The organism is Streptomyces sp. BHT-5-2, assembly GCF_019774615.1.
GTDB lineage: Bacteria > Actinomycetota > Actinomycetes > Streptomycetales > Streptomycetaceae > Streptomyces.
The window spans coordinates 4,463,413-4,489,953 of sequence record NZ_CP081496.1 but is presented as its reverse complement, the minus strand read 5'-3'; the positions used below and the strand labels follow the sequence as shown (position 1 = coordinate 4,489,953).

Sequence of the window (26,541 nt, the reverse complement as noted above, 5' to 3'; positions counted from 1 at the left end):
CGGCCCGCCCTACGGCCGTGCGATGTACGCGTGGATCGCCGGATCGCTGACCTTGGTGTAGACCCCCGGATGTCCCGGCGAGGCGCACCCCGTCCCCCACGAGGCGATGCCCGCCAGATACCCGTCCACGACCAGCGGCCCGCCGCTGTCTCCCTGGCAGGCGTCCTTGCGGCCCTGCTCGTAGCCGTAGCACGTCATCCGGGGGGTGATCGAGGAGGGACCGTACGCGCCCTTGCAGTAGGCGTCGCTGAGCTTGGGCACATCGACCCGCCGCAGCCGCTCCGGCAGCCCACCGCCGTCCCGCGTCGCCCCCCAGCCGGTGACCGTCGCCGGCGTGCCCGCCGCCGGCTCCCGCCCCGCCGCCACCAACGGGACCGCCCGCACCCCGTCCTTGAAGGCCAACGGGGACGCCAGCACCAGCACCGCCACGTCGTAGTCGATGGTGGCCGGGTCGAACCTCGGGTGACGGAGCACCCGCGCCACCCGGACGACCTGCCCGCCCGACCCGCGGGCACTGCTGCCCGCCCGGACGCTCAGCGAGCCCGGCGGCATCCCCGCGGTGCAGTGCGCCGCGGTCACCACCGCACCGGCGCGGACGATCGCACCCCCGCAGACGTGCTCGCCGTCGGTGCGCAACGACACCTGCCACGGCACCTCCCGCACGTCCGCGTTCCGGCCGCCGACGATCCGGGTCTCCGGGGCCGCCCGACCCGTCACCGCCGTCGCCGGCGGGACCGCGGCCAGCACCGCACCGCACACCGCGGCCGTCGCCGCCCCTCGCCGCAGCCATGACCGTGCCATTCCGCCTCCCGCATCCGCATGGGTCAGGACCCCGCCTTGTCAAGCGATCCTCAAGGACGGCGCGGCGCGCCGGAGCGAAGAGCCGGCTCATTCCATCGAATTGGTGGTATTCGGCCCGGTGGCGTTTGAGCACGCGCCCTGACCGTGCCGGAACCGTCGCTCGGCGCGCGGGGGCCGCCGCCTCCGCCGTCGGACCCGAGACACGCTTCCGCCGAGCCCTCGAACACCGCGGCGGGGCCCCGCAAGTGCGTACGCTGAACCCGCCGCCGCACGATGGCTGGATCCTTTCGGTGTACGACAGGAGCACACGATGGCCGCCTCCGTCCCTGCCGGTGCCGCTTCCCGGGTCACGGCGCGGCACCGCCTGCGCGCCTGGATGCTGCAAGGACTGGCCGACATGGCCAAGCACCCGCGCCCCGCTACGCCTTCCGCCCACCACGGCCAGCGCTGGTGGCGGGTGATGTGCCTGACCGGCGTCGACTACTTCTCCACCCTCGGCTACCAGCCCGGCATCGCCGCGCTGGCCGCCGGCCTGCTCTCACCCGTCGCCACCCTCGTCCTCGTGGCCGTCACCCTCGCCGGCGCGCTCCCCGTGTACCGCCGCGTCGCCACCGAGAGCCCGCACGGCCAGGGTTCCATCGCCATGCTGGAACGGCTGCTGTCCTTCTGGAAGGGCAAGCTGTTCGTCCTCACCCTGCTCGGCTTCGCGGCCACCGACTTCCTCATCACCATCACCCTGTCGGCCGCCGACGCCGCCACCCACCTCGTCGAGAACCCGCACGTCCACAGCGTGCTCCAAGGCCGCCAGGTGGTCGTCACGCTGATCCTGGTAGCGCTGCTCGGCGCGGTCTTCCTCAAGGGGTTCCTGGAAGCCGTCGGCGTGGCGGTGGTGCTCGTGGGCATCTACCTCGTGCTCAACGCCGTCGTCGCGGTCGCCGGTGTCTGGCACGTGGTCACCGCCGAACACGTCGTCACCGACTGGACCCGGGCACTGACCGTCCAGCACGGCAGTATCCCGGCCATGATCGCGGTGGCGCTCGTGGTCTTCCCCAAACTCGCCCTCGGCCTGTCCGGATTCGAAACCGGTGTCGCGGTGATGCCGCACATCGAGGGCGATCCCGACGACACCGAAGAACGCCCCACCGGCCGGATCCGCGGTGCCAAGAAGCTGCTCACCACCGCCGCCGTCATCATGAGCGTCTTCCTCATCATCACCAGCTTCGTCACCACCCTCCTCATCCCCGCCGCCGCCTTCAAACCCGGCGGCGCCGCCAACGGCCGCGCCCTGGCCTACCTCGCCCACATCTACCTCGGCTCCGCCTTCGGCACCGTCTACGACGTCTCCACCATCGCCATCCTCTGGTTCGCCGGTGCCTCCGCCATGGCCGGGCTGCTCAACCTGATGCCGCAGTACCTCCCGCGCTACGGCATGGCGCCGACCTGGGCCCGCGCGGTCCGCCCGATGGTCCTGGTCTTCACCGGCATCGCCTTCCTGGTCACCTGGCTCTTCGACGCCGATGTCGACGCCCAGGGCGGCGCCTACGCCACCGGCGTCCTCGTCCTGATCAGCTCCGCCGCCATCGCCGTGACCATCGCCGCCCGCCGCGCCGGGCAACGCGGCTGGACCATCGGATTCGCGGTGATCTCCGTGGTGTTCCTCTACACCACCATCACCAACATCATCGAGCGGCCCGACGGCGTGAAGATCGGTGCCTGCTTCATCGCCGGCATCATCCTGCTCTCCTTCACCTCACGACTCGCCCGCGCCTTCGAACTCCGCGTCACCGACGTCGTCCTCGACGACACCGCCGCCCGCTTCGTCCGCGACGTCGCGCAACGCCGCATCCGCTTCATCGCCAACGAGCCCGACCAGCGCGACCTCGCCGAATACCGCGACAAGGCCCAGCAGATCCGCGCCGACAACGACATCCCGCCGGAGGACGACCTCGTGTTCGTCGAGGTCACCATCGGCGACCCCTCCGAATTCGAAGGCGCCCTGCACGTCCACGGTTATGTCATGCACGACCGCTATCGCGTGCTCTGCCTGGAGAGTTCCACCGTCTCCAACGCCCTGGCCGCGCTGCTCCTGCACGTCCGCGACACCACCGGGCAGCGTCCGCACATCTATTTCGAATGGACCGAGGGAAATCCCTTCGCGCACTTCCTCCGCTTCTTCCTCTTCGGCCAGGGCGAGGTCGCCCCCGTCACCCGGGAGGTCCTGCGCGAGGCGGAGCCGGACCGCAGCCGACGCCCCCGGGTCCACGTCGGCTGAACCCCCTCTCCCGCCACGCTCACCCCAGCCCGGGAATCCCCGAGATCACCAGATCGATCAGCTTGATGCCGACGAACGGCGCCACCAGACCGCCCAGCCCGAAGAACGCCAGGTTGCGGCGCAACAGGTCGTGCGCGGAGGCCGGCCGATAGCGAACCCCGCGCAGCGCCAACGGAATCAGCGCCACGATCACCAGCGCATTGAAGATGATGGCCGAGGTGATCGCCGACGTCGGACTGTGCAGCCCCATCACGTTCAGGCTCGCCAACCCCGGATACACCCCCGCGAACATCGCCGGAATGATCGCGAAGTACTTCGCCACGTCATTGGTGATCGAGAAGGTGGTCAACGCGCCCCGGGTGATGAGCAGTTGTTTGCCGACCTCCACGATCTCGATCAACTTGGTCGGGTTGGAGTCCAGGTCGACCATGTTCCCGGCCTCCTTGGCGGCTGAGGTGCCGGTGTTCATCGCCACCCCGACGTCCGCCTGCGCCAGCGCCGGCGCGTCGTTCGTCCCGTCACCGGTCATCGCCACCAGCCGGCCGCCCGACTGCTCCCGGGAGATCAACGCCAGCTTCTCCTCCGGAGTGGCCTCCGCAAGATAGTCGTCCACCCCCGCCTCCCGCGCGATCGCCGCCGCCGTCAGTGGATTGTCGCCGGTGACCATCACCGTCCGGATGCCCATCCGGCGCAGCTCGGTGAACCGCTCCCGGATGCCCTCCTTCACCACGTCCTTCAGATGCACCACCCCCAACACCCGAGGGCCGTACCGGTCGTTCACCGCCACCAGCAGGGGCGTCCCCCCGGACGCGCTGATCGCATCGCTGAACTGCCGTGCCTCCTGCGGCACTTCACCGCCGCACTGCGCCACCCACTCGATGACCTGCGCGGCCGCCCCCTTCCGGAGCACCACCTCCCCCTGATACCCCGACGGCCGGACCGATCCGCCCGCACCGCCCCCGGGCGCGTCCGCCGGCCCGCCGCCGGCCCACCGCAGATCCACCCCGCTCATCCGGGTCCGCGCACTGAACGCCACATACCGGATGAACGCCAGCTCGCCCTCGGCCGGCGGCCGCAGCCCGTACTTCGCCCGGGCCAGCGCCACCACCGAACGCCCCTCCGGCGTCTCGTCCGCCAACGACGACAGCGCGGCCGCGTCCGCCAGCTCCAGCTCGTCCCGCCCCGGCAGCGGAACGAACGCCACCGCCTCCCGGTGACCGAGCGTAATGGTCCCGGTCTTGTCCAGCAGCAGCGTGTTGATGTCCCCGGCGGCCTCCACCGCGCGACCCGACATCGCCACCACGTTGCGCTGCACCAGGCGGTCCATCCCGGCGATGCCGATCGCCGACAGCAGCGCCCCGATCGTCGTCGGGATCAGGGTCACCAGCAGCGCCACCAGCACCGCCGTCTCCTGGGCCGCCCCCGCATACGTCGCCATCGGCTGCAGCGTGACCACCACCAGGATGAAGACGATGGTCAACGCGGCCAGCAGGATGTGCAGCGCGATCTCGTTCGGGGTCCGCTGCCGGGCCGCCCCCTCGACCAGCGCGATCATCCGGTCCAGGAACGAATGCCCGGCTCGCGACGTCACCCGCACCACGATCCGGTCCGACAGCACCGTCGTCCCTCCCGTCACACCGGAATGATCACCGCCGGCCGCCCGGAGCACCGGCGCCGACTCCCCGGTGACCGCCGACTCGTCGACGCTGGCCACCCCCTCGACCACCTCGCCGTCCGCCGGGACGGCCTCACCGGCCACCACGACCACGAAGTCGAACGGCCGGAGATCGGACGCCGGAACGATCTCCGTCACGGCGGTGTCGAGATGGACGCCGACCCGCCAGTTGTCCCGCAGCCGCCGGGCCGTGAGGTCCGTCCGGGCCCGGCGCAGCGACGCCGCCTGCGCCCTGCCACGGCCCTCCGCGACGGCCTCCGCGAGCTGCGCGAACAGCACCGTCAGCCACAGCCAGCCACTGATCACCCAGCTGAACACCGACGGATGCAGCACCGCGGACAGCGTGGTCAGCAGCGACCCGCAGGCCACGACGAACAGCACCGGATTGGTGGCCAGCACCCGCGGATGCAGCTTGCGCAACGCCTCCGGCAGGGCCGTCAGCAGCACCCGCGGATCGAACAGTCCGGCCGGCGCCCGCCGGCGCCGTCCCCGGTGGCCACCGGCCCCCGACCCGCCCCGGGCGGGAACGCCGCCCGCGCCGTGCGCCGGGGGATCCGGCGCGAGAGTGGGAACACGGGACGGAGCAGGAGGCATGCGCATGCTTTCTGGGTGGAAGGGCACGAGGCGGAAACCGGGGAGACGCCTGCCCCGAGGACCCCGGTCACGGGCCTGAGGCAGGGGGCACCAGACGGCCTCCGACCTGCGCGTCTGCCGTCCATGGCCGTCTCCCGACCGGGACTGAATCTAGAGCCTCGCCGCACCGCCGCAGCCCCGCTCCGCACGGAATTTGGCGAGCCTCTTACGGCTCGGGCCACGGCTTTCCGCCGGCGGCGCACCGGCCGGTCCCCGCAGCCGGGCGGACGGGCGGCGGAGGGCCGCGCGGAGTTAGCCTGAATCCACTGCTCCTGCTCGTCCCCCCAGTGCAGGGGAGGTCCGATGACGACGCCCACGGGGCTCCTGGCGACACCCAACCCGAGCCTCCGCCCCAGCCGAGCCGACGCACCCCGCTACGTCCCCATCGCCGAACACGGCCTGATCGGCGATATGCGCACCGCAGCCCTCGTCGGCACCAACGGCACCATCGACTGGTACTGCTGCGGCCGCTTCGACGCACCCAGCGTCTTCGCCGCCATCCTGGACGCCGACCGCGGCGGCGCCTTCGAACTCGCCCCGGACGTGCCGGCCCGCACCAAGCAGTTCTACTTCCCCGACACCAACATCCTGATCACCCGCTTCTTCGCGGACAACGGCGTCGGCGAGGTCCAGGACTTCATGCCGATCGTCGACGACTCCCGCGAGGCGGACCGGCACCGGCTGATCCGGCGCGTGCTCTGCGTCCGCGGCTCCCTCCCCTTCTCCGTCCGGGTGGCACCCCGCTTCGACTACGGCCGGCAGGCGCACACCGTCGGCGCCCACCAGCGCGGTCTGACCGTCTTCGACTCCCCGGACCTCACCCTCGCCCTGACCTCCAGCGTGCCCGTCGAGATCGTCGGCCCGGACGCCCGCGCCTCCTTCACCCTCGCCGAGGGCGACGCCGCCGTCTTCGCCCTCGACCGGATCGGTGGGGGCGTGGCACCGCGGTTCTGCGCCGTCAACGAGGCCGAGCAGCTCTTCGGCGCCACCGTCCGCTACTGGCGCGGCTGGCTCTCCCACTCCCGCTACCGGGGCCGCTGGCGGGAAATGGTGCACCGCTCGGCCCTCACCCTCAAACTCCTCACCTACGCGCCCACCGGTGCCATCGTCGCCGCCCCCACCACGAGCCTTCCCGAGCAGATCGGCGGCGAGCGCAACTGGGACTACCGCTACGCCTGGGTGCGGGACGCCGCCTTCTGCATCTACGCCCTGCTCCGCCTCGGTTTCACCGACGAAGCGGAGTCCTTCGTGCACTTCCTCTCCTCGAAGATCTGCCTCAAGGACTGCGCCCACGGCCCGCTCCAGATCATGTACGGCATCGACGGCCGCAGTGAACTTCCGGAGGTGGAACTCACCCACCTCGAAGGGCACTTGGGCTCCGCGCCGGTCCGCATCGGCAACAACGCCGTCAACCAGCTCCAGCTCGACATCTACGGTGCGCTCATCGACTCCCTCTACCTCTACGACAAATGGGGACAGCCGCTCTCCAGCGACCACTGGGACACCGTCTGCAACGTGGTGAACTGGGTGTGCGCCAACTGGGACCAGCCGGACGAGGGCATCTGGGAGACCCGCGGCAAGATCCAGAACTTCCTCTACTCGCAGCTGATGTGCTGGGTCGCCATCGAACGCGCCATGCGGATCGCCCGGCACCGCGGCCTGCCCGCGGACATGATCGGTTGGGGGCGGACACGCGACGCGATCTACCGGCGGATCATGCAGCGCGGCTGGTCCACCGAGCGCCGGGCGTTCGTCCAGCACGAGGGCGCCGACGTCCTGGACGCCGCGGTGCTGATGATGCCGCTGGCCAAGTTCATCTCACCGACCGACCCCAAGTGGCTCTCCACCCTGGACGTTCTCGGCGGCGAACTGGTCTCTGACTCCCTCGTCTACCGCTACGACCCCCAGCACAGCCCCGACGGCCTCCGCGGCGTGGAGGGCACCTTCTCCATCTGCTCCTTCTGGTACGTGGAGGCACTCTCCCGCGCCGGCCGGCTGGACGAGGCCCGGCTCGCCTTCGAGAAGATGCTCACCTACGCCAACCACCTCGGCCTCTACGCCGAGGAAATCGGCCGCACCGGCGAGCAGATCGGCAACTTCCCCCAGGCATTCACCCACCTCGGTCTCATCAGCGCCGCCTTCAACCTGGATCGAGCCTTGGGCTGACGGATCGGCCCGGCAACGTCGGCGGCCCGGGCACGAAATGCTGTCGACATGGTGGGTTCCTCTCTTCGTTTCGACCGGGTGTCGTTCCGAAGAAAGTTCACCACCCGGCGGAGTCGTCGCACATCGGAGCGTGGGTGGAACGGCCTTCTCCACCGGTGGGTTGAGCCGCCGGTGATGTCGGTCCCTGGTATGCGGCCTCCGCTCACGCGTCGCCGGGCAGCAGGTGCTGGTTGACCTGCCGGAAGGCCCAGGTGCCATGGGCATGGGTGAAAACCCACACCAGGTCGAAGCGGTCGGGCCACTCCTCGGGGGCACCGGAGCCGGAGGCGCCGAGTGCGGAGACGATGTCGGGGATGCGGCTGTGCTCCCAGCAGATCAGCACCGGCCCCGCGGCGGCCACAGCGGCCTTCGCGAGGTCCTTCTCCTGGGACTCGGCATACTGGAGATCGACCTTCAGGCCCATGTGCTGGGCGAGCGGGGTGACGGTCTGTCGCATCCGGTGCGCGCCGGCCTTCGGCCCCTGGTCGGTGGCGGCGTAGATCGTCCGCGGGCGCTCGACGCCGGCCGGCAGGGGCCGGCCCGCGGGCGGGTCGAAGAGCTTGGGCAGGGCATGGGCCCGGTCCCAGCCGCGCTGGGTGAGCGACTTGTGGTCTTCGTGGCCGTGCTCGTCGATGCCGGGGTGGTGCTTGTCCGGCTTTTCACCGTGCCGGATGATCATGATGACGGTGGAGTCCCGGGGCGTCGGCTTCGCGGCGCCGTGCGGGCTGACGGCCGCGGCGGCCCGTTTGCCGTCGCTGCAGGACGCGAGTACCGCCGGCGCCGCCAGGGCCAGCCCCGCCAACACCCATCGGCGCCCTACCAGGGAGCGGTCGGCGGCGTGCGGCGGTACGGCGGACGAGGGGGCGGGGGACACGTCCTCGGGCTTCGTGGAACGCGGCATGTGCGCAGTCTCCTTCGCGCGGAGGCAAGGGCGGGCGGGGTGCTGCGGCAGTAGAGCACGTATCCCTGAGAATGCCCGCGGGGTGGTGGCATCAAGGTGCAGACGCGTGGGCGCGGTCGGGAAAAGGATGCGTACGGAGGGGGAGAGGGCGGCCAGGACGGGCCGGGCGGCCGGGGCCGCGGTGCCCCTAGGGCGTCGCCCCGCCGACCGGGGCGGACCGGTCGGCGGTGGCGAGTCAGGGCCTGCGGCGACGGCTCAGGGGGTGCTGGTGAGGGTGGGCCAGAGGGTGGTGGCGGTGAGGGGCCGGGCCAGGCGGCGCGCCCAGTGGGTTTCGTCGCCGTCTTCGTCGCGCCAGGACCACAGGCGGGTGGTGGCGAGATAGAGCGGGTTGAGCCGGGTGATCCCGATGGCGCCGTGCAGCTGGTGGGCGATACGGGCGATCTCGGCGGCCGAGGCGGATGCCTGGGTCTTGGCGGCGGCGACGGTGAAGTGTGCGGCCGGGCCGCCGGTGTCCAGTGGTGTGGCGGCGCTCTGGACGGCGGCGCGGACCAGGGCGGCTTCCTCGATCAGCCGGGCCTCTTCCTGCTTGACGGCCTGGAAGCGGCTGAGCGGGCGGCCGAACTGGGTACGGGCGGTGGTGTGGGCGACCGTCAGCTCGACGCAGCGTTCGGCGGCTCCGGCAATCAGGGCGGCGCGGGCCAGGGCCGCGCGGAGCTCGGCCTCCGCCAGCAGTTCCCGGGGGACCCGGCGGACCCGCGAGGCGGGAATCTCAAGGCTGGCGAGGTGCAGGTCGTCGCGGGGTTCCTCGGCGAGGTTGCCGCCGGGCGTGAGGACGGCCTGGTCCGGGGCCAGGGTGAACAGGACGGGGCCGAAGGGGGCGGTGGCCAGCACGACCACGGCACCGGCGGCGCGGCCCCAAGGGACGCGCCGTAGGGTGCCGGTGACCAGCAGGGTGTCATCCTCGCCCGAGCAGCCGGCCGAGCCGACGGCCGAGGTGGCCGGGTGGGCGTATCGGATCGTCAGGTCGGGTGCGATGGCGTAGCTGAGCGGGCCGTCCGGAACGGTGAGGCCGGCGCGGCGCAACAGTGGGCGGGCGACCAGGGCGGTTTCGGCCAGGGGAGCGGGAACGGCGCGGCGTCCTGCCTCGTGGGCGGCGGCGAGGAGTTCGGCGGTGGCGGCGTCCGGGGACGGGAGGGCCACGGCGTTTGCGGCGGTGGTGTTGGTGACGGTGGCGATGGCGTCCGCATCGGCGTAGAAGGCGCCGGTGTCGTAGGCGTCGGCGGAGATGACCGGGGCGCTGGTGTCGATCGTGTGGGTGTTCATCAGTGCTGCTCCAGACCGCGAGTGATGATGCCGCGAAGGATTTCGTTGGTGCCGCCGCGCAGGGTGTAGCCCGGGCTGTGCAGCAGGGCGAAGGCGAGCAGTTCGGGGTGACTGCCGGGGGTGGCGTGCGGGTCGGCTGCCATCGGCAGGACGCTGCGGACGGTGTCGATCAACGTGCCCTCCAGACGGGTGCCGAGGTCCTTGACCAGAGCGGCCTGGGTGTCGGCCGGGGCTCCGGCGTCCAGCGCGGCGGCCACACCGAGGGAGAGCCGGCGGATGCTGTGCAGACGGGCCGTCAAAATACCGATGTGGACGCGCTGTTCGGTCGTCGCGACGCGCTGTTCGAGCTCGTGGAGCAGGGAGACCAGCAGGGGAAAGGTGGACAGGTAACGTTCCGGTCCACTGCGCTCGAAGGCGAGTTCACCGGTGACCTGCTTCCAGCCGTCGCCCCGCTGCCCGAGCAGCATGTCGGCCGGGACCTCGACACCCTCCAGGTGGCAGGCGTTGAAGCGGTGTTCACCGCTCATCAGCCGGATCGGCTCGATCCGTACGCCCGGGGCGCGCAGGTCGACGATGAACTGGCTGAGGCCGGCATGCCTGTCCTCGGCCTCGTCGGTGCGGGCCAGCACGATGGCGTGGTCGTTGACGTGGGCGCCGCCGGTCCACATCTTGGTGCCGGTCAACCGCCAGCCGTCGGAGGTGCGTTCGGCGCGGGTGCGCACCGAGGCGAGGTCGGAGCCGCTGCTCTTCTCGCTCATGCCGATGGAGAAGAAACACTGCCCGGCGGCGATCCGGGGCAGGAAGAAACGGCGCTGTTCCTCGGTGCCGTGCTGGAGGACGGACGGGCCGGCCTGCCGGTCGGAGACCCAGTGGGCGCTGACCGGGGCGCCCGCCGCGAGCAGTTCCTCGATCACCACATAGCGCTCCAGAAAGCCGCGGCCCGCGCCGCCGTATTCGGCGGGCAGGGCCATGCCGACCCAACCGCGCTCGGCGAGCCGGCGGCTGAACGCGGGATCCCAGCCGGCCAGCCAGGAGTCGGGACGGTCGAGCACGGTCCCGCGGGCGCGCTCCTCATCGAGAAAGGCGCGGACTTCGGCGCGCAGGAGACCGGCCGATTCGGGCAGGACGACATCGGGGAAGGCGATCGGTGAAAGCGTCGAATGAGACATGGCTGATGCACTCCAGGGTCGCTGAATCAATGGATGCGTTTCTTCGAGTCAATTCGCATCCATTCGCAATAACTCGAGTTTGTTCGCGTTTCTTTTCGTCTCTTCCTGTTGCGGAAACCGGTCAGCCCGTGGGGTGCAGCAGGGAAGGGTCGAAGCCGGCTTCACGGAGGACTTCTTCGGTGTGCTGGCCGATGCCCGGGCAGGGCCGTAGTTCCGGCTCGGGGTCGGCCGAGTAGCGGACCGGCCGGCCGATCACCCGGTAGGGGCCCTCGGTAGGGTGTTCGGCAACGCGCAGCAGGCCGCCCTCCTGGGCGTAGGCGGTGGTGGCGGCGGACTCCAGATCGAGCACCGGGGCGGCGGCGATGCCCACCCGGTCGCAGAACTCCTGCCACTCGGCACTGGTATGACGCAACGTCAGTTCTGTGAGCAGGGGATAGAACTGGTCGGCGTTGCGGGCCCGTTCGGGCCCGGTGGCGAAGCGCGGGTCGTCGGCCAGTTCCGGGCGGCCGACGAAGGCGGTGAAGTCCCGCCAGTTGCGGTCGCTGTGCGGCAGGATGCACATCCAGCCGTCGGCGGTGCGCTGGGCGCGGCGCTCCGGGCTGAGCGAGCGGGCCGAGCCGAACTCGCCGTCGGTCTCCAGGGTGGCCGCGCCCAGGTGCTCGACGAGGTTGAAGGCGAGCATGGTGTCCGCCATGGGGACCTCGATGTGCTGGCCGGTGCCGCCGTGCTCCCGGTAGTGCAGTGCGGCCAGTACCGACTGGGCGATCTGCATGCCGCAGATCTTGTCGGCCAGGACGGTGGGCACGTAGTGCGGCCGGCCGGAGACCTTGTGGTTGAGCCAGACCAGGCCGCTGGCCGCCTGGATGATGTCGTCGTAGGCGGCGTGCGTGCCGTAACGGCTGTCGCTGCGGAAGCCCTGGGCATTGGCGTAGATCAGCCGGGGGTTGACGGCCGCTACGTCGTCGTAGCCGAGGCGGAGCTTCTCCAGGGCCTGCGGGCGCAGGTTGGTGATGAAGACGTCGGCGGTGCGCAGCAGGGCGAGCAGGGCGTCGCGGCCGTGCGGGGCCTTGAGGTCGATGACGGCGCTGCGCTTGTTGCGGTTCAGGTTGAGTGCCGCGCCGCCCATGCCGGGGTGGCGCCGCGGCGGGTAGTGGCGCGTCATGTCACCGGTGGGTGGCTCGACCTTGATCACGTCGGCGCCCAGGTCGCCGAGTTGCTGGGCGGCGTACGGAGCCATGATCACGCTGGCCAGTTCGATCACGCGGACTCCGGAGAGGAGTCCCCGGCCGGACGGGCCGCTCGGCTGCTCGGACATCTTCTGGTGCCTCCTGGGGATTCGGGTGGTACGGGCGAAGGGGGTTGCGGGCGAAGGCTGGTGCGGGCGAAGGGTTGTTGCCTAGCGCCACTGGAGTGCGGCAGACCCGAGCGGGGTACGCCGGCCGGGCTCGGGGACCGTGCGCCCGCTGTATGCGAACGGTGTCGCCGGCTCGGTGAGCGGGCCGAAGTCGGTCCCGACGGTCGACAGCGCGGCGAACGGCGTACTCCCTGGCCGGGGCAGGTCGATGACGTCCTCCCGCGCCAGCAGCCCGAGTTCCTGCACCCAGTGACACACCCCGGCCAAGGTCACCCGGATCCGCCATGAGCCGCCCTCCGTCGCACGTCGGCGCAGGGCCGTTGCGACGGCGGCGGCCCCGAGGTAGGCGGCGAGATAGTCGTTGAGCAGATACGTCGGCGGCAGCGACGGCCGGTCCGTCCACTCTTCGATGGCGAATCCGGTTGCCGAGCAGGCGAGTTGGTCGAATCCGCCGCGTTCGCCCCAGGGGCCGTCGGCGCCCCAGGCGTGGTATTCGAGGGTGATGAGTCCGGGGCGGCGCCGGACGAGTTCCTCGGTCGACGCCCCGTGCCGGGCGAGTCCCCGGTAGGCGTGCACGAAGACGTCCGCATCCTGGAGCGCGTCGTGGAAGGCCGCGCGGTCGTGGGCGTCGCGCAGGTCGCAGTAGGCGTTGCGCTTGCCGCCGCCGGTCATCGCGATCATCGGGATCGGGTCGGGGCGGTCGGGACGCGTCAGATGCAGCACGTCGGCGCCGAACTGGGCGAGGAGCCGCGTCGATACCGGGCCTGCGATGACATGCGTGAGATCGAGCACCCGAACGCCCGCAAGTGCCTCGTCGGCCTCGCAGATCGGTTCCAGCGGGCGGGCCGGTCCGTCACCGACGCGCTCGATCTCGACGACCGGCCGCTGCGCCACGTACCGCCCTGCGGGGTGCGCGAGCCACTCGTCGCGGCTGCGCACCACGCAGGCGACGCCGCCCCGCGCGCAGATGGCCTCCTCCAGCGTGAAGGCGTTCCAGTCGGCCGCGGCCCGGGCGATCCCCACCTTGTCGAGCTCGCACCTCAGCACGGAGCAGACCGCGTCCCGCAGATGCGGATAGGTGGTGATGATGAAGATCCAACGGCCGTCGCGCGCCCGGTAGAAGTCGTTGTTGCCGAGCAGCGTCGGATCGTCGAGCAGCACACCGAGCGGGCGCCCCGAGAGCGTCGTGTGATACGTCGCCATGAGCTGGTCGATCGCGGCTCCGGCCGGTACCTCCACCTTCTGGTGCCGGTGACCGCGCTGTTCGCCGAGCGCCGCCGTCTGCCGTCCGAAGACACCGATCGCGGCGGACATGGCATCGGCGAGGCGGTGCACCGAGGGCACCAGGGGGTCGGCCCCGACGACGGTGATGTCCTCGGCTCCCCGGGCCGGATCGGGGTCGCCGAGGGTGTGCAGCAGTCGGGAGACGATCTCGCCGGTGGGCGCCGGCGCCGGCGTCGACTTGGTCGTGGTCAGAGGGTTCAAAGTCATGCCGGGATGCTCGTTCCGAGCACTGCACGAGCGCCCGGATTCACGGATATCCGTGAATCGATGCGGATCTCACATCCGGCTCTCCTGGATGTGCGCGAGCAGCCGGGCCGCCGCCCGGTCCAGGCGCAGCCGCTCCGAGCGGCCGCGACGCCGGTGTATCAGAGCGAGGGCTCCGGTGACGACGGGGCCCTCGGTGACGGGGATCGCGAGCGCGCTGACCTCGGGGTCGGCCAGACCCTCGCTGCGGCTGATCCGTGACGCGCGGATCGCCGGAAGAACGGAACGGAACTCGGCGACTCCCTCGGGGTCATGGCGGCCGAGCTCGTCGAGCAGCCCACGGCGCTCCGCCTCGTCGGTGAAGGCCAGCAGCAGACGGCCGGCGGCGGTGCGCAGCAGCGGTCGGGCGACGTGCCGGTCGGCGAGCGGGACGAGGCGGGGAATGTGGTCCTCGCCGCCGCGGGCGAGGTACACGGCGTCGAGCCCGACCCGCACCGTGAGGAGCACCGGGGTGCCTGCGACGCGGCTCAGTTCGGCGAGCTCGGCCCGACTGATCCGTGGGACGACCCGGCCGGCGATGAGGTTGAGGACGTGCGGGGCGGGGCCGAGCCGGAAGCGCCGGTGCTGTTCCAGCAGAAAGCCGGTCGCGACAAGGCCGTTGACCAGATCCTGCACCGAACTCGCCGGCGCCTCGACCGTCCGCGCCAGCTCGGCCACGGTCACCCCGCCCGGCGCCCGCGCGGCGGCCTCCAGGATCCACACGACCCGGTCCACCGTACGGTGACGCCGTCGTCGGCCGTGCTCGCTCATCCCGCCCCCACGTGGTGTCTCTGTGTCTCTTGTGCGTCGTGTTCCTCGGTCCCCCCCCGCAGACGTCACGAGTCCGGCAGCAGAAGGCGGTTCACGCGAAGAACGTACCGGCCCCCGCTCGTCGGCTGCCCGCTCGACCCGGGCCGCGGGCCGGTCACCCGCGGGCGAGGGCGGTCGGCGGCCCGTGGTCAGTGGCCGGCGGTCGGAGTTCGGCGAGGCGGCGCACGTGGTCCGCGACCTCCTGCCAGACCGGTTCCGGCAGGTCGTGGCCGACCCCGGGCAGGGGCACGAAGCGTGCGCCCGGTATGCGGGCGGCGACCGCGCGGCCGCCCGACGGCTTGACGAGGGGATCGTCCAGGCCGTGCAGGACCAGGGTCGGTGCCGTGATGCGGTCGATGCCGGGGCCGTGCCACTGGGCGCCGATCTGGCGGCTCTGGCCACGGGTGTCCAGGATGCCGGTGTCGGGTGTCGCGGTCAGCATGGAGCGGACGGCCCGCTCGTCGAAGGGGTGCGCGGGGGAGTGGAGGAGACGGGCCAGCGCCACGCCGGCCTCGATGTTCCCCTCGGGGGTGCGGGGGTGCCGCATACGGGCGAGCCGGACGAGGGTGCGCAGCCGGATGTGGCGCAACGTGGCCAGGCCGGCGGTGTCGCCGGGGACGGCCGACACGGAGGTGAGGGTGCGGACGCGCCGGGGGTGGCGCAAGGCGATGCGCTGGGCGATCGCGCCGCCGAGCGACACACCGAAGAGGTGCGCGGACTCCCAACCCAGTGCGTCCAGCACGGCCATGGCGTCGTCGGCCATGTCCTCGGCGGTGTAGGCGTCGCCCCGTTTGCGGACGAGCGCGGCGACGGGGCCGGTACCGGAGGTGGGCGGCAGGTGGGTCGACTCGCCGGCGTCGCGCTGGTCGTAACGGGCGACCGCGAAGCCGGCGGCGGCCAGCGTCGCGGCCAGGCCGGTGGGCCACCACTGCCGGGAGACGCCCAGACCGGTCACCAGGAGCAGCGGCTCGGCGTCGGCTTGTCGGCTCGCCAACTCGTCGTAAGCGAGGTGGACTTCACCGTTGGATGCCCAGCAAGTGGGGCTCCACGCGGGCGGCGGGGTTTCGTTCTTCGTCACCGGGTCACCAGGTTCCTTTCCCGTGGCAGCGGCAGTAGCAATGGCAGCGGCCATGGCCGTAGTGGCGCTCCGTCGTTCATCGACGGCGCAGCAGCGGACCGGACCGGGCCGAACCGAATCGAGAGCCGGAACGAGCCGGACCGTCAAAATACTGCGAACGGCGTTCGCAGTTATGGAGTTATAGTTATCAGCAAGGAGTCGGGTTGCGGAAGGGGCGGGTGAGGTTCGTTGGTCGGCAAGGCGGCGCGGGAGGACGCGGCGGAGGCCGTGCTGGTGTGGGAGCGGCCCGAACGGGGAGCACGAGGGCCCGCGCCGGAGCGGAGCCGGGAGCAGCTCACCGCGGCCGCGATCGGGCTGGCCGACGCGGGCGGGCTGGCCGCGCTGTCCGTCCGGCAGGTGGCGCGCGAGCTGGCCACGGGCCCCGCGTCGCTCTACCGCTATGTGTCAGGCCGGGACGATCTGGTGGATCTGATGGTGGACGCGGCGACCGGGGAGATCGACCTCGATGTGGAGCTGACGGGGGACCCGGTGGCCGATCTCGTCGCGCTGGCCGCCCGGACGCACGAGGTCCAGCTGCGGCACCCATGGTTGCTGGAGGTCCCGCCGGAGGCCCTACGGGTGGGGCCGCGGGGGCTGGACTACCTGGAGTTCGCCCTGCGGGCACTGGAGCCGGTGACGGGGCTGACCGGGCCGGCCAAACTGGAGGCGGTGGCCGTACTGAACGCCCTGGTCACGATGTTGTCCGGGGTCGAACTGCGGGCCCGCCGGGCACCGACGGGCCGTCACGCGGCGCAGACCGCATACCTGGGCGCGGTGGCCCGGCGGGGCGGACATCCGCTGCTGGCACGGGCGTTGGCCGATGGCCGTCCGCGCGACGCCGTCGGCGGCGCGGGCTCCGACGGCCGCTTCGAGCGGGTGGTCCGTCGGGTACTGGCCGGCCTCCTGGCGCCCTACTGACCCCCGAGCCGCGGGCCCGCCCCCGTGACGCAGTACGGAAGGCCGCGCACGGGCTGGTCGCGCAGGAACCGCGTGACCAGGTCCGCGTACTCGGCCTCGCGCTCCAGATGAGCCATGTGGTCGGCGTCCCGGAGGAGGAGGAAGGTGCAGTCGGCGATGGTGGTGGCGACGGCCCGGTTCTCCTCCGGTGAACTGGCGCAGTCGTGTTCGCCGGTGAAGACGAGGGCGGGCACCCCCTCGATGCCGCCCGACGGATAGAGGTCGGTGTCCAGGAGCCGCTCGTGACAGGCCGCGTAGCGCAGCGCGGCGCTCTGCGAGGTGCGCATCAGCTGGCGTTCCAGGAGCCGGGCGACCGCTGACCCCTGGACGACCCGGTGCCGGGTGGCGCGGTTGACCAGCATGTCGACGACGTTGCGGGCGTAGTCGCGGCGGGCCGCTTCGTCGGCCGGGCTGGATTCGGCGCTGCCCACCAGGGCCAGGCCCTGGCGGACCACCGCGGTCAGCCGGGGGCCGACCCGGGGCGTGGCGCCGGCGAGCAGCAGCCGGGAGACCCGGTCCGGGTGCGACTGTGCCAGGCGGTAGGCGATGGGGGCGCCGTAGGAGGCACCGAGGACGTTGACGCGGTCCAGGGCGAGCCGGTCGAGGGCGTGCAGTACCGCCTCGGCCAGGACCTCGAATCCTGCGCTGGCGGCCAGGTCGCCGGCGCTCCCGGTGCCGGGCAGGTCCAGCAGCACCAGGGGGGTGTGCGCGGTGAGCCGGCGCTCCAGCCGTGGCCAGGAGCGCATGTCCTGGAGGGCGCCGCCGATCAGGATGAGCGGCTCGGTGCCGTACCGGTGCGGGGGCGTGAGGACCCGGCATGCGTAGGTCATGTCCCTTAAGGACAGCGGGACCAGGCGCTCGTCGAATTCCATGGTTTCCACGGCGGGCTCCTCCTCGGCTACGGGGTGGAGGGGAGGGAGGCGGCGGCGCGTGCGGCGATGAGGTCGGCGAGTGCGGCGACGGACGACGCCGCGGACAGCTCGTCCTCGTCGATCACCACGTTCAGCTCGTCTTCGAGGGCCATGGACAGCACGGTGATGGCCATGGAGTCGATGCCGGCCCGGGCCAAGGACGCCTCCGGGACGATCGGTTCGCCGGGAAGTCCGGCGCGGACGATGAGGATTTCCTTCAACTGCGCGTACATGTGACGTCCTTAGGGAGGCGGGTCCTGGCGGTGACGCGGCCGCGGAGGGGTCTCGTCGGGGTCAGATCTCGACGCGGAGGCCGGCGGGCCACACCAGCGTGGTGGCGGCCCAGGCGAGTCCGCTGCCGAAGGCGACCAGCAGGACGCGGTGCCCGTCGTGGAGGGCGCCTTGTGCGGTGGCGTCCGCGAGGAGCAGCGGGATGGACGCGGCGGCGGTGTTCCCCACCGTCGCGATGTTCGACGGCACCCGCTCCGGCGGGATGCCCAGTGCTGCGGAGACGCCGGCGCTGATCCGGGCGTTGGCCTGATGGACGATCAGCCGGTCGACGTCCTCCAGGGCCCAGCCCGCGGCCTCGGCGGCCTGTGTGGCGGCGGCCGTCATCCTGCGCACGGCGTGCCGGAGCACTTCGTTGCCGCGCATTCTGACGTGCCGTTCGCTCGGCGGTGCGGCGTCCCGGCCGTCGCGGTTCCGTGAGCCGCCGACCGGGATCACGATGGCTTCGGAGCGGGCGCCGTCGCTGCCCCACACCACCTTGCCGATCGCGCCTGCCTGGCCGGGGCGCCCGGCCTCCAGGACGGCGGCGCCGGCGCCGTCCCCGAAGATCGGCGCCGTGGAACGGTCCTCGGGGTCGATGACGGCGGACATCGTCTCGGCGCCGATCACCAGCACCCGCCCGGCCGTACCGGAGCGGATCAGTCCGGCCGCGACCGTCGTGGCGTAGAGGAATCCCGAGCAGCCCGCGGCGACGTCGAACGCCGCGACGTCGCCCAGTCCGAGCCGGGCCGCGACAGCCGGGGCGGTGGCCGGGCACGGGTGGTCGGGTGTGGTGGTGGCCAGGATGACCGCGTCCGCCCGGGTCACCCCGGCGGACCGCAGGGCGCGGGCGCCGGCCTCGGCGGCCAGGTCCCCGGTGGCGGTCTTGGGGTCCGCGCGACGCCGTACGGAGATGCCGATCCGCTCGCGGATCCAGGTGTCCGAGGTGTCCAGGTGGGCGCAGAGCTCGTCGTTGGTGATCTCGTGGGGCGGCAACCAGGATCCGAGCCCGGTCAGCACCGCGGTCGGGGCGGCTGGGGCCTGTGCGCTGTCCTCCGGCTGATACATGGAATAAATGTAATCAATCGGACGTGCCGGAGGGGCGGTGGAGGCACCGGCGCGTGGCGTGGGACGGCGCCCGGTACGACGGTGGTGTTGCTCCGTACCGGGCGATGCCGTGCTGCCGGGCCGGCTGTCCGACGGTGGCCCTGGCGTGGTGTTCGGCGATCCCGTCGCTGGTCGCCGGCCACACTCCCGGGTGCTGGGCGATGTACTCCAGTGCCTCGTCCAGGTACTTGTCGACCGCCTCGGCCAGATGGGCGCGCTCCTCGTCGGGGGCATGTCGGCCTGGAAGCGGGAGTTGTCCTTCCCGCGGACGATCCAGGCCCGGTCGCGGGCCCGGCCGGCCTCGATGATCTGCGGACAGCGTTCTCCGACATCGGAGTTGAGCATCACGCTGGCGCGGATCCGGTGCCGGTCCAGGCTCTCGATCAGCCGCCAGATGCCCACCCGCGGGCCGTAGTCGCGCCAGCCGTGGTGGAGCGGGTCCGGGGTGAGTCCGGCGGTGCCGGGGAAGACGCTCGTCCAGTACAGGGGCCGCCCCCCCCGGCACGCCGAGAGCACGCACCGGACACCGCCCGGCCCGCCCTCCGGGCGAACGGCGGGAGTTCGACGACGGGGCCTAGGGGCGATAGATGCAGGCGGCGAGTGCTGCGTGCCGCTGCCAGCCGAGCGACTCGTAGAGCGCGCGGCCCTCGTCGGTGGCGCCCAGGATGCCGAGGGTCGCGCCCTCGGCTACCGCGTGGTCGGCCAGCGTGCGCATCACGAAGCCGCCGAGGCCGCGCCGCTGGTGCGCCTTCTCCGTCTGCACCTGGTCGACGACGGTCGCCGGGCCGATGACGGCCATCTGGCCCTGCGCGGCGAGCCCGCCGTGCGCGTCCCGGACCTCGACGTGGGTGACGCCGTCGGTGGTCTCCACGGTGGCGCGGTAGTCCTCGGGCGGTACCGGGTGGGTCGCCCGCAGATCGGCGGCCATCAGATGGCCTGCCGCTCCCCTGTCCGCCACCCAGCCCGCCGGGAGCCACCGCTCGACGGTCTCCGTCTCCACGGGCGCCTTGAGCCAGGTGTACGGGACGGTCACCGACGCGGCGGCCGCGCGCACGGCGGACTCGTCGGGGTCGGGCAGCACATGGCGGCCCACCTGCTCCGGGCGGCCCACGTCGACATAGAGCCCCCAAGGGTGCTGCACCGCGCGGGGACGCCCGCGCGAGACCACCCAGCCTGCCACCCACATCCTGACGAGATCAGGAACCATCGAACCCTCCCCGAGTAAGTGCCACTCAACGGCAGTGCACATTACTTCCCCGGGGTGGCGCGGGCACCCCCATTTACCGCGACGGGCAGCCCCTCCTGTCGCTCGCCGCGACGACCCGGCGAAGAATCGGCCGGGTACGGGCGAACGACGACGACGGCGGGCGGCCCGGGGACACGGTCCTCGCCGACGTCGAGGACGGCCGGCTGAAACTGACGATCGCCGAGCGGCCGGCCGGGGGCGAAGCCACCGCGGAAGCCCCCGACGAAGCCGCCGACACCGCTCCGTGACCCGATATACCTGATCTATCGGGCTGCTCGTCAACTCAGGCTTTTTCCCTCGCCGATCACCCTCCTCCCTTGTCGATCGACAGGTGTCGCGGCCCGCGCAGGATCGGACTGTGCCGGTACGGCGGGGCCTGGGGGCGCCGAAGCGGTTGCGGACGCCGTTGCCGAAGGCGGTCAGGCCGTCGGGCGCACCACGGCCAGCCGGCGGTCCGGCAGATGACCGGTGAGCGCGACCGTCGGCCCGTGCGAGAGGACCTTGGGGTCCGGGACGTCGGAGGGCACGACCTTCGGTGCCGTGGGCCGGTCGGCGGCGCCCGGCCCGGGCGGGAACGGGGCGGCGGTCTCGATCAGATGCCGGTAGTGGTCCAGCCACTTGGCGCGGTCGACGCTGACCGCGGCGGTGATCCGGCCGCGGTAGCCGTAGGCGACGACCAGCCGGCCCTCCTCGACCGAGCCCTGGGCGATGGTCACCTGGTCCGAGAAGGTCGGGACGCCGACGGACTTGATGTTCAGCCCGAACTGGCTGGACCAGAAGGACGGTACGGCCAGGTGCGGGCGCCGCAGCGGACCGGGGTTGACCATGTTGTGCGCCGCCACCTCCGCCTGCTCCACGGCGTTCCCCCAGTGCTCCAGTGCCAACATCTGGTATCCGAAGAGCGGGTGCGGAAAACGGGCCACGTCCCCGGCCACGAACACCTCGCCGGTGACGATCCCGTACATGGTGAACGCCTGGCACCCGGCGTCGCAGGCCACACCCCGCGGACCCGCGGCGAGCCCCGAGCCCGCCAGCCACTCGGTGTTGCGGACCGCGCCCAGGGCGACCACCGCGACGTCGGCCTCGATCCGGCTGCCGTCGGAGAGTTCGGCGCCGGTCAGCCGCCCGTTGGCGCCGGTGAGCGCGGTGACCGTCACCCCGCAGCGCAGATCCACGCCGTGCGCGCGCTGCAGCCGCGCCGCGAACGATCCCAGCGTCCCGCCGAGCGCCCCGACCAGCGGCGCCGGGCCGCGCTCGGCGACCGTCACGGCCAGGCCGCGCTCCCGGCAGGCGGAGGCGATCTCCGACCCGCTGAAGCCCGCCCCGATGACCAGTACCCGGTTCGGCCCGGCGTCCAGGCGCTCGGCGAGCCGGCCGGCGTCCTCGATCGTGCGCACCGTCAAGACCCCGTCCAGACGGGCCTCTTCGGGGTGCGGCCAGGGCCGGGCGCGGGTTCCCGTCGTGATCAGCAGCCGGTCGAACGGCAGCCGTTCGCCGTTCGCCAGCAGCACCTCCTTCGTGGCCGGGTCGAGGCCGCTGGCGCGCACCCCCAGCTTCCAGTGCGCGTCCACCGGGCGGCGGCCCGGCAGCCCGACGTCCGCCGCGGGTACCCGGCCCAGCAGTACCTGCTTCGACAGCGGCGGGCGGTCGTACGGCGGATGCGGCTCGTCGCCGACGAGGGTGAGGTCCCCGCTGAAGCCCTCGTCCCGCAGGGTCTCGGCCGCGCGCAGCCCGGCCAGCGACGCACCGACGATGACGATCCGCCCCTGCTTCAGCTCAGCGGACATCGGCGCCCGCTCCCGCCCCGGCCTGCTCGCCGACGAGGATCGCCTGGACCGGGCAGGCCGCAGCCGCCCGCCGCACCCGCTCCGCCTGCTCCTCCGGGGGCGCCGGTGCGTACCGCAGCGCCTCTTCACCGTGCAGCTCGAAGACCCGGGGCGCGAGGAAGACGCACTGCGCATAGCCCTGGCACCGGTTGAGGTCGACCACGATCTGCATTCCGCACCCTTCCTCCGCGCGAGCCGTCGACTCCGTCCTACTCGTCCTCGGTTGGCGGCGCGGGCGGTGGTGGGCCGGAGGGGTGTGCACAGGGAGTGAGGGTGGGGGACGGTGACGATCGGCACGAGGTGAGCGTCACAGCGGTGACGTGGAACGGGCCGTCAACTTCTCGCATCACCCCCGGTGGCCCGGTCGGAAATCGGGGACGGGGCACCGCGGAGAATTTTCGCCCGGTACCGGGAAATACGCTGCGAACCCTTATGGCGCAGCATAGAAATAACGGACATCGGGAAGGTTGTGGACGATCGAAGTATCCGGGGAACCGCCGTGCCGGACTGGGGCGTCGGCTCCGGAAGAGCATGTTCCGGTTGTGTTCTCGGGGAGTTCCGACCGGTCGGGGAGTGTGCCCCACCGTGTGGCCGATATCCGTATTGACCCGGATTGAGGTGGGGCACCCAGCATCGACGGAAACGTGTTTTACGCAACGCCCCACCTGGTGCTGCGAAAATTTTTTGCGATCATTTCAACCGAACTTGCCTTCCCTGTCCCGAGTATGAGATGGGATAGGGGGATCGTTGCCCTACCGACTGTGAGGAACCGCGGGATGCCCTTCGCTGTGCCTGGAACTCTGGCCGCACCAGGGAAGGGGCAAGGGCATTCCAGACTCTATGTCCTCGACGGCCTACGCCTCGTGGCGGCGCTCATGGTGCTGGCCTATCACTACATCACGCTCCGTGATGGTTGGGGCAAGGAACCGCACGCGATCTCGACCACCCTCTACCACGTCTCCCAATTCGGCTGGCTGGGCGTCGAGGTCTTCTTCCTCATCAGCGGATTCGTCATCTGCATGAGTGCCTGGGGTCGCTCGCTCGGTGACTTCGTGAAATCCCGGGTCTCCCGCCTCTATCCGGCGTACTGGGTCGGGGTTCTGTTGACCACCGCGGTCCTCACGCTCTGGCCGCATGTCCGCAGCGCGGACAATCTGGAAACGGTGCTGACAAACCTCACCATGCTCCAGCAGGGCGTGGGGGTTTCCGACCTGGACGACGTCTACTGGTCGCTCTTCGTCGAGCTGAAGTTCTATCTGCTCTTCGCCCTCGTCGTGTACCGCGGCGTCACCTATCGCCGGTGTGTGCTCTTCTGCGCCCTGTGGACGGTGGCCGGAGTCGTCGCGCTCAAGGCCGACAGCGACTTCCTGTCGGTGTGGGCCATCGCGCCCTACTCGCCCTACTTCATCGCCGGCATCGCGTTCTACCTGATGCACCGCTTCAAGCCGACCCTGCTGCTCTGGGCCATTGTCGCGGTCGAATTCCTGCTGGCCCAGCACTACGTCCACTACCGCCTGCTGATGAACGTCGGCGCCAAGGCCAGCCTGGTGCACGGCTGGCCGGCCCGCGTCGGCGTCCTGCTGGCCTTCGGCATCATGGCGGCGATCGCCCTCGGGGCATTCGACAAGGTGCGGTGGCGCTGGCTGGTGACCGCGGGCTCGTTGACGTACCCGCTGTACCTGCTGCACATGTACATCGGATTCACCCTCATCGACCTGCTGCGCAACAAGCTTCCGGCTCCCGTCCTGTTGTCCGCCATCGTCGCCTTTATACTGGTCCTTTCCTATGGGGTGCACCGGTTGGTGGAGCGGCCCCTGGGTAAATGGCTGCGGGACGGAATCCAAAAGGGCCTCCAGGAAATGCGCCGTAATTCCAAGAGTCAGGCGGCTTCGGAATCCGATACCGCTGCCAAAGGCGCTGCCCCGGCTCCGGCCTCGGCCCCGGTCGCGCCACCGGCCGTCACCGAGCAATACCGCGTGGGCGGCCAGCGACCGTCCCAATGAGGATTTGACGAGGTCCTGCCGCACCTCCTGATTGCCAGGCCGGTGCGGCACCAGGCACCCTTGCGTCATGTCTTACGTACGACTCGAAGCCTGGATCGGCGGGGAATGGCTCGAGGTGGGCGCCGTGAGCGTCACCGTGGAGGATTCCGCCCTGACCCTGTCCTTCGAGCAGCAGCGGACCGAGGCCGGATACCGGAGCATGATCTGGGAGCCGCTGGAGCACTTCCTGCGGGAGTACCGCGAGGAGCCGATCGTGGTCGTCCCACGGGGGCGCACCCTGCCGGTGATGTACGCGCCCGGAGCGGCCGGCCCCTTCCGGCTGGCAGAAGTGACGGACTGACCGGAAGACGGCGGAACGGGCCCCGGCGTGCGATGCCGCGGCCCGTTCCGCCGTCTCACCGCACCGACTCGGCCGGCGGCCGCTCGCGCACCGCGCCGTACGCCAGGAAGTACGCCGGGACCCGGTTCAGCCACCGCGAGGTGGTGAACCGTTCGGCCACCCACTGGGCCCTCCTCGGATTGTCGAACGGTGGCCGGCCGGCCAGCACCGGCTCGATCACCCGGGAGTGGGCGAACCGCTGCAACGCCTGCGTCAACGCCGCCGTCGGCCACCGCCGGCGCTGTACCGCCCGGACGTCCCGCAGGCCCACCCGGCCCGCCCGCAGCGGCCGGACCAGATGCCGGGCGGCCGCCACCGCGTCCTCCACCGCGAGATTGATGCCGATCCCGAAGACCGGCGACATCGCGTGCGCCGCGTCGCCGATGCACAGCAGCCCGGGCCGGTGCCAGCGCCGCAACCGGTCGAGCCGCACGTCCAGCAGCTTCACCTCGTCCCAGGAGCGCAGCGACCGCACCCGGTCGCCGATCCAGGGCGCGGCCGAGGCGTAGTTCACCATGAACGCCTCCAGGCCGGCGGCGCGCCGCGCGGCGTCCGACCCCTTGGGGATCAGCGCCGCGCACTGCCAGTAGTCCCCGCGGTCGATCATGGCGCTGAGCAGCCGGTCGCCGGCCCCGCCCACCAGCCCGTGCGGATCGCCGTCCCGCCGCGGGAGCCGGAACCACCAGGCGTCCATGGGGCAGTCGAACGTCCGCAGTCCGAGCTCCGGCAGGGCCCGGGCCAGCGAACCCCGGCCGTCGCAGGCCACCGTCAGCGTCGCCCGCAGCACCCCCGTCCCGCCGTCGGCCGTGCGGTACCGGACCCCCGTCACCCGGCCGCGCTCCTTCAGGAACGACGTCACCTCGGTACTCATCCGCACCGAGAACGACGGTTCCCGCCGGGCCTCGTCCGCCAGTAGATCGAGCAGGTCCCACTGCGGCACCATCGCGACGTAGTTGAACGGGCCGCCCAGCGCGGCGATGTTCCCCACCGTCATCAGGGAGCCCTCCGGCCCCAGCGGCAGCTGAACGGTCGTCACCCGGCGCTGTGGCAACCGGGCGAACCGCTCGCCGAGCCCCAACTCGTCCAGCAGCGCCAGCGTGGAGGGATGCACGGTGTCCCCCCGGAAGTCCCGCAGGAAGTCCCCGTGCTTCTCCAGGACCGTCACGGCCACCCCGGCCCGCGCCAGCAGCAGCGCCAGCACCATCCCGGCCGGCCCACCGCCCACCACACAGCATGTCGTCCGCTCCACCACAACCGCTCCCTTCCGCCACGGTCCGGACCGGTCCCGGCGCGGCCACCGGCACAGATACCCGGTATCGCGGTGGACATCAGCCCCACGTCCCTCCGTTCGCCACACCCGTGACACCGCGCCCGGCCTCCGCAGGCGCCCCGCCGTACGACAGCGGGCGCACTTGACTGGAACGCATCACGCGTAATCCCCCTCTTATGGTGCGAGGCCCGATCGGGCCGATAAAAGGGGAGGGAAAGAAAGATGACCGACGAAGCGAAGAAAGCAGGCAACGGGCGCGCCGCGCGGGGGATCCTGGGGCGTCGGGGCGGCCGCCTCGTCACCGTCACCGCCGTGGGCGCGGCCGCGGCCGTACTGGCCGTCACCCCGGCGTTCGCCAAGGGCAGCGCCGACCTGAGTGCGTCGCCCGGCACCGTCAAGGTCGGCCAGACCGTGCACGTCAAGGGCCAGGGGGGCAGCGACGCCCTCCGGTACGGCGTGTTCTGTGCCCAGCAGCGCGTCGGCACGAAGGGCGCCTGGCACACCGTCAAGTGCGGCCACATCGCGGACATCGACGTGGTCGATGCCAAGGTCGACACGAAGGTCAAGGCCACCCACCGCGGAGTCCTTCAGTTCCGCGGAGTGCTCTACGGCGTCGACGGCCCGAAGGGCGGCCACCCGTCCGTGGACCGCACCACCGACATCAGGACCGTCCACGTGGAGTGACCCCGGCCACGGCCGGCCGCACTCGGCCGGCCCCGGCAATGGTTCAGGCAATGAGTCGACGGCGCCTCCTGGTCCGCAGTCTGCCAGGGGGCGCCACCGGCACC

At 71.6% G+C, this 26,541-nt stretch carries 23 protein-coding genes; 7 read left to right on the top strand and 16 right to left on the bottom strand.

Features of this window, described 5'->3' with window-relative positions; all coding sequences use genetic code 11:
• Window positions 1–9 precede the first annotated feature (9 nt).
• Window positions 10–801 (bottom strand): serine protease, encoded by a 792-nt coding sequence (locus K2224_RS19865; RefSeq protein WP_221907852.1) that lies wholly within the window; start codon window positions 799–801, stop codon window positions 10–12.
• Between the two features lie 310 nt (window positions 802–1,111).
• On the opposite strand from K2224_RS19865, the gene K2224_RS19860 reads away from it, so the two are divergent.
• Window positions 1,112–3,073: an amino acid transporter gene (locus tag K2224_RS19860; RefSeq protein WP_221907851.1), complete on the top strand. Its 1,962-nt coding sequence runs from the start codon at window positions 1,112–1,114 to the stop codon at window positions 3,071–3,073.
• Between the two features lie 19 nt (window positions 3,074–3,092).
• Here K2224_RS19860 and kdpB read toward each other — a convergent pair whose 3' ends face one another.
• Window positions 3,093–5,348 carry a potassium-transporting ATPase subunit KdpB gene (gene kdpB, locus K2224_RS19855; protein WP_399019079.1) on the bottom strand — a complete coding sequence of 752 codons (2,256 nt, stop codon included), beginning with the start codon at window positions 5,346–5,348 and terminating at the stop codon, window positions 3,093–3,095.
• A gap of 336 nt (window positions 5,349–5,684) precedes the next feature.
• On the opposite strand from kdpB, the gene K2224_RS19850 reads away from it, so the two are divergent.
• The gene (locus tag K2224_RS19850) at window positions 5,685–7,547 is read left to right on the top strand and encodes a glycoside hydrolase family 15 protein (protein ID WP_221907849.1); all 1,863 of its coding nucleotides are present in this window, start codon (window positions 5,685–5,687) and stop codon (window positions 7,545–7,547) included.
• 202 nt (window positions 7,548–7,749) lie between these two features.
• Here K2224_RS19850 and K2224_RS19845 read toward each other — a convergent pair whose 3' ends face one another.
• The 7 genes from K2224_RS19845 to K2224_RS19815 all read right to left on the bottom strand — a co-directional run bounded on the left by K2224_RS19845 (window position 7,750) and on the right by K2224_RS19815 (window position 15,748).
• Window positions 7,750–8,487, bottom strand: a complete 738-nt coding sequence (locus tag K2224_RS19845; RefSeq protein ID WP_221907848.1) for a hypothetical protein — start codon at window positions 8,485–8,487, stop codon at window positions 7,750–7,752.
• Window positions 8,488–8,742: 255 nt separating this feature from the next.
• On the bottom strand, window positions 8,743–9,810 hold the full coding sequence (locus K2224_RS19840) for an acyl-CoA dehydrogenase family protein (RefSeq protein ID WP_221907847.1): 1,068 nt from the start codon (window positions 9,808–9,810) through the stop codon (window positions 8,743–8,745).
• The gene (locus K2224_RS19835) at window positions 9,810–10,979 is read right to left on the bottom strand and encodes an acyl-CoA dehydrogenase family protein (protein WP_221907846.1); all 1,170 of its coding nucleotides are present in this window, start codon (window positions 10,977–10,979) and stop codon (window positions 9,810–9,812) included. Before K2224_RS19835 ends, K2224_RS19840 begins: the two co-directional genes overlap by 1 nt.
• A gap of 121 nt (window positions 10,980–11,100) precedes the next feature.
• Window positions 11,101–12,294, bottom strand: coding sequence for a CaiB/BaiF CoA-transferase family protein (locus K2224_RS19830; protein ID WP_221907845.1), 1,194 nt, complete (start codon window positions 12,292–12,294; stop codon window positions 11,101–11,103).
• 81 nt (window positions 12,295–12,375) lie between these two features.
• Complete coding sequence (locus K2224_RS19825; RefSeq protein WP_221907844.1) at window positions 12,376–13,824, bottom strand: CoA transferase; 1,449 nt, start codon at window positions 13,822–13,824, stop codon at window positions 12,376–12,378.
• Window positions 13,825–13,893: 69 nt separating this feature from the next.
• Window positions 13,894–14,631, bottom strand: a complete 738-nt coding sequence (locus K2224_RS19820; protein WP_221907843.1) for a helix-turn-helix domain-containing protein — start codon at window positions 14,629–14,631, stop codon at window positions 13,894–13,896.
• A gap of 154 nt (window positions 14,632–14,785) precedes the next feature.
• The gene (locus tag K2224_RS19815; RefSeq protein WP_221907842.1) at window positions 14,786–15,748 is read right to left on the bottom strand and encodes an alpha/beta fold hydrolase; all 963 of its coding nucleotides are present in this window, start codon (window positions 15,746–15,748) and stop codon (window positions 14,786–14,788) included.
• Window positions 15,749–15,976: 228 nt separating this feature from the next.
• Here K2224_RS19815 and K2224_RS19810 point away from each other — a divergent pair, with 228 nt between their 5' ends.
• The gene (locus tag K2224_RS19810) at window positions 15,977–16,705 is read left to right on the top strand and encodes a TetR/AcrR family transcriptional regulator (protein ID WP_260692817.1); all 729 of its coding nucleotides are present in this window, start codon (window positions 15,977–15,979) and stop codon (window positions 16,703–16,705) included.
• Here K2224_RS19810 and K2224_RS19805 read toward each other — a convergent pair.
• The 3 genes from K2224_RS19805 to K2224_RS19795 all read right to left on the bottom strand — a co-directional run bounded on the left by K2224_RS19805 (window position 16,699) and on the right by K2224_RS19795 (window position 18,990).
• Window positions 16,699–17,616, bottom strand: a complete 918-nt coding sequence (locus K2224_RS19805) for an alpha/beta fold hydrolase (RefSeq protein WP_260693485.1) — start codon at window positions 17,614–17,616, stop codon at window positions 16,699–16,701. The two genes, K2224_RS19810 and K2224_RS19805, sit on opposite strands and share 7 nt — an antisense overlap.
• Window positions 17,617–17,642: 26 nt before the next feature.
• Window positions 17,643–17,888: an acyl carrier protein gene (locus tag K2224_RS19800; protein ID WP_221907840.1), complete on the bottom strand. Its 246-nt coding sequence runs from the start codon at window positions 17,886–17,888 to the stop codon at window positions 17,643–17,645.
• A 61-nt stretch (window positions 17,889–17,949) separates the two neighbouring features.
• A complete protein-coding gene (locus K2224_RS19795) occupies window positions 17,950–18,990 on the bottom strand; it encodes a beta-ketoacyl-ACP synthase III (RefSeq protein ID WP_221907839.1) in 1,041 nt (346 codons plus the stop codon).
• A 190-nt stretch (window positions 18,991–19,180) separates the two neighbouring features.
• On the opposite strand from K2224_RS19795, the gene K2224_RS19790 reads away from it, so the two are divergent.
• A complete protein-coding gene (locus K2224_RS19790; protein WP_221907838.1) occupies window positions 19,181–19,444 on the top strand; it encodes a hypothetical protein in 264 nt (87 codons plus the stop codon).
• 159 nt (window positions 19,445–19,603) lie between these two features.
• On the opposite strand, the gene K2224_RS19785 is transcribed toward K2224_RS19790, so the two are convergent.
• From K2224_RS19785 to K2224_RS19775, 3 genes are all read right to left on the bottom strand, one after another.
• Window positions 19,604–20,236 carry a GNAT family N-acetyltransferase gene (locus K2224_RS19785; RefSeq protein ID WP_221907837.1) on the bottom strand — a complete coding sequence of 211 codons (633 nt, stop codon included), beginning with the start codon at window positions 20,234–20,236 and terminating at the stop codon, window positions 19,604–19,606.
• A 458-nt stretch (window positions 20,237–20,694) separates the two neighbouring features.
• A complete protein-coding gene (locus K2224_RS19780; protein WP_221907836.1) occupies window positions 20,695–22,062 on the bottom strand; it encodes an NAD(P)/FAD-dependent oxidoreductase in 1,368 nt (455 codons plus the stop codon).
• The gene (locus K2224_RS19775) at window positions 22,052–22,273 is read right to left on the bottom strand and encodes a ferredoxin (protein WP_221907835.1); all 222 of its coding nucleotides are present in this window, start codon (window positions 22,271–22,273) and stop codon (window positions 22,052–22,054) included. Before K2224_RS19775 ends, K2224_RS19780 begins: the two co-directional genes overlap by 11 nt.
• A 604-nt stretch (window positions 22,274–22,877) precedes the next feature.
• Between K2224_RS19775 and K2224_RS19770 the strand changes: the two genes are divergently transcribed.
• Both K2224_RS19770 and K2224_RS19765 read left to right on the top strand, forming a co-directional pair.
• Entirely contained in the window at window positions 22,878–24,104 is a 1,227-nt protein-coding gene (locus K2224_RS19770; protein ID WP_260692815.1) for an acyltransferase, read from the top strand.
• 67 nt (window positions 24,105–24,171) lie between these two features.
• Complete coding sequence (locus K2224_RS19765; protein ID WP_221907834.1) at window positions 24,172–24,444, top strand: hypothetical protein; 273 nt, start codon at window positions 24,172–24,174, stop codon at window positions 24,442–24,444.
• A 55-nt stretch (window positions 24,445–24,499) separates the two neighbouring features.
• Here K2224_RS19765 and K2224_RS19760 read toward each other — a convergent pair whose 3' ends face one another.
• Complete coding sequence (locus tag K2224_RS19760; protein WP_221907833.1) at window positions 24,500–25,732, bottom strand: FAD-dependent oxidoreductase; 1,233 nt, start codon at window positions 25,730–25,732, stop codon at window positions 24,500–24,502.
• A 243-nt stretch (window positions 25,733–25,975) separates the two neighbouring features.
• Between K2224_RS19760 and K2224_RS19755 the strand changes: the two genes are divergently transcribed.
• Window positions 25,976–26,437, top strand: a complete 462-nt coding sequence (locus K2224_RS19755) for a hypothetical protein (protein ID WP_221907832.1) — start codon at window positions 25,976–25,978, stop codon at window positions 26,435–26,437.
• Window positions 26,438–26,541: the final 104 nt, after the last annotated feature.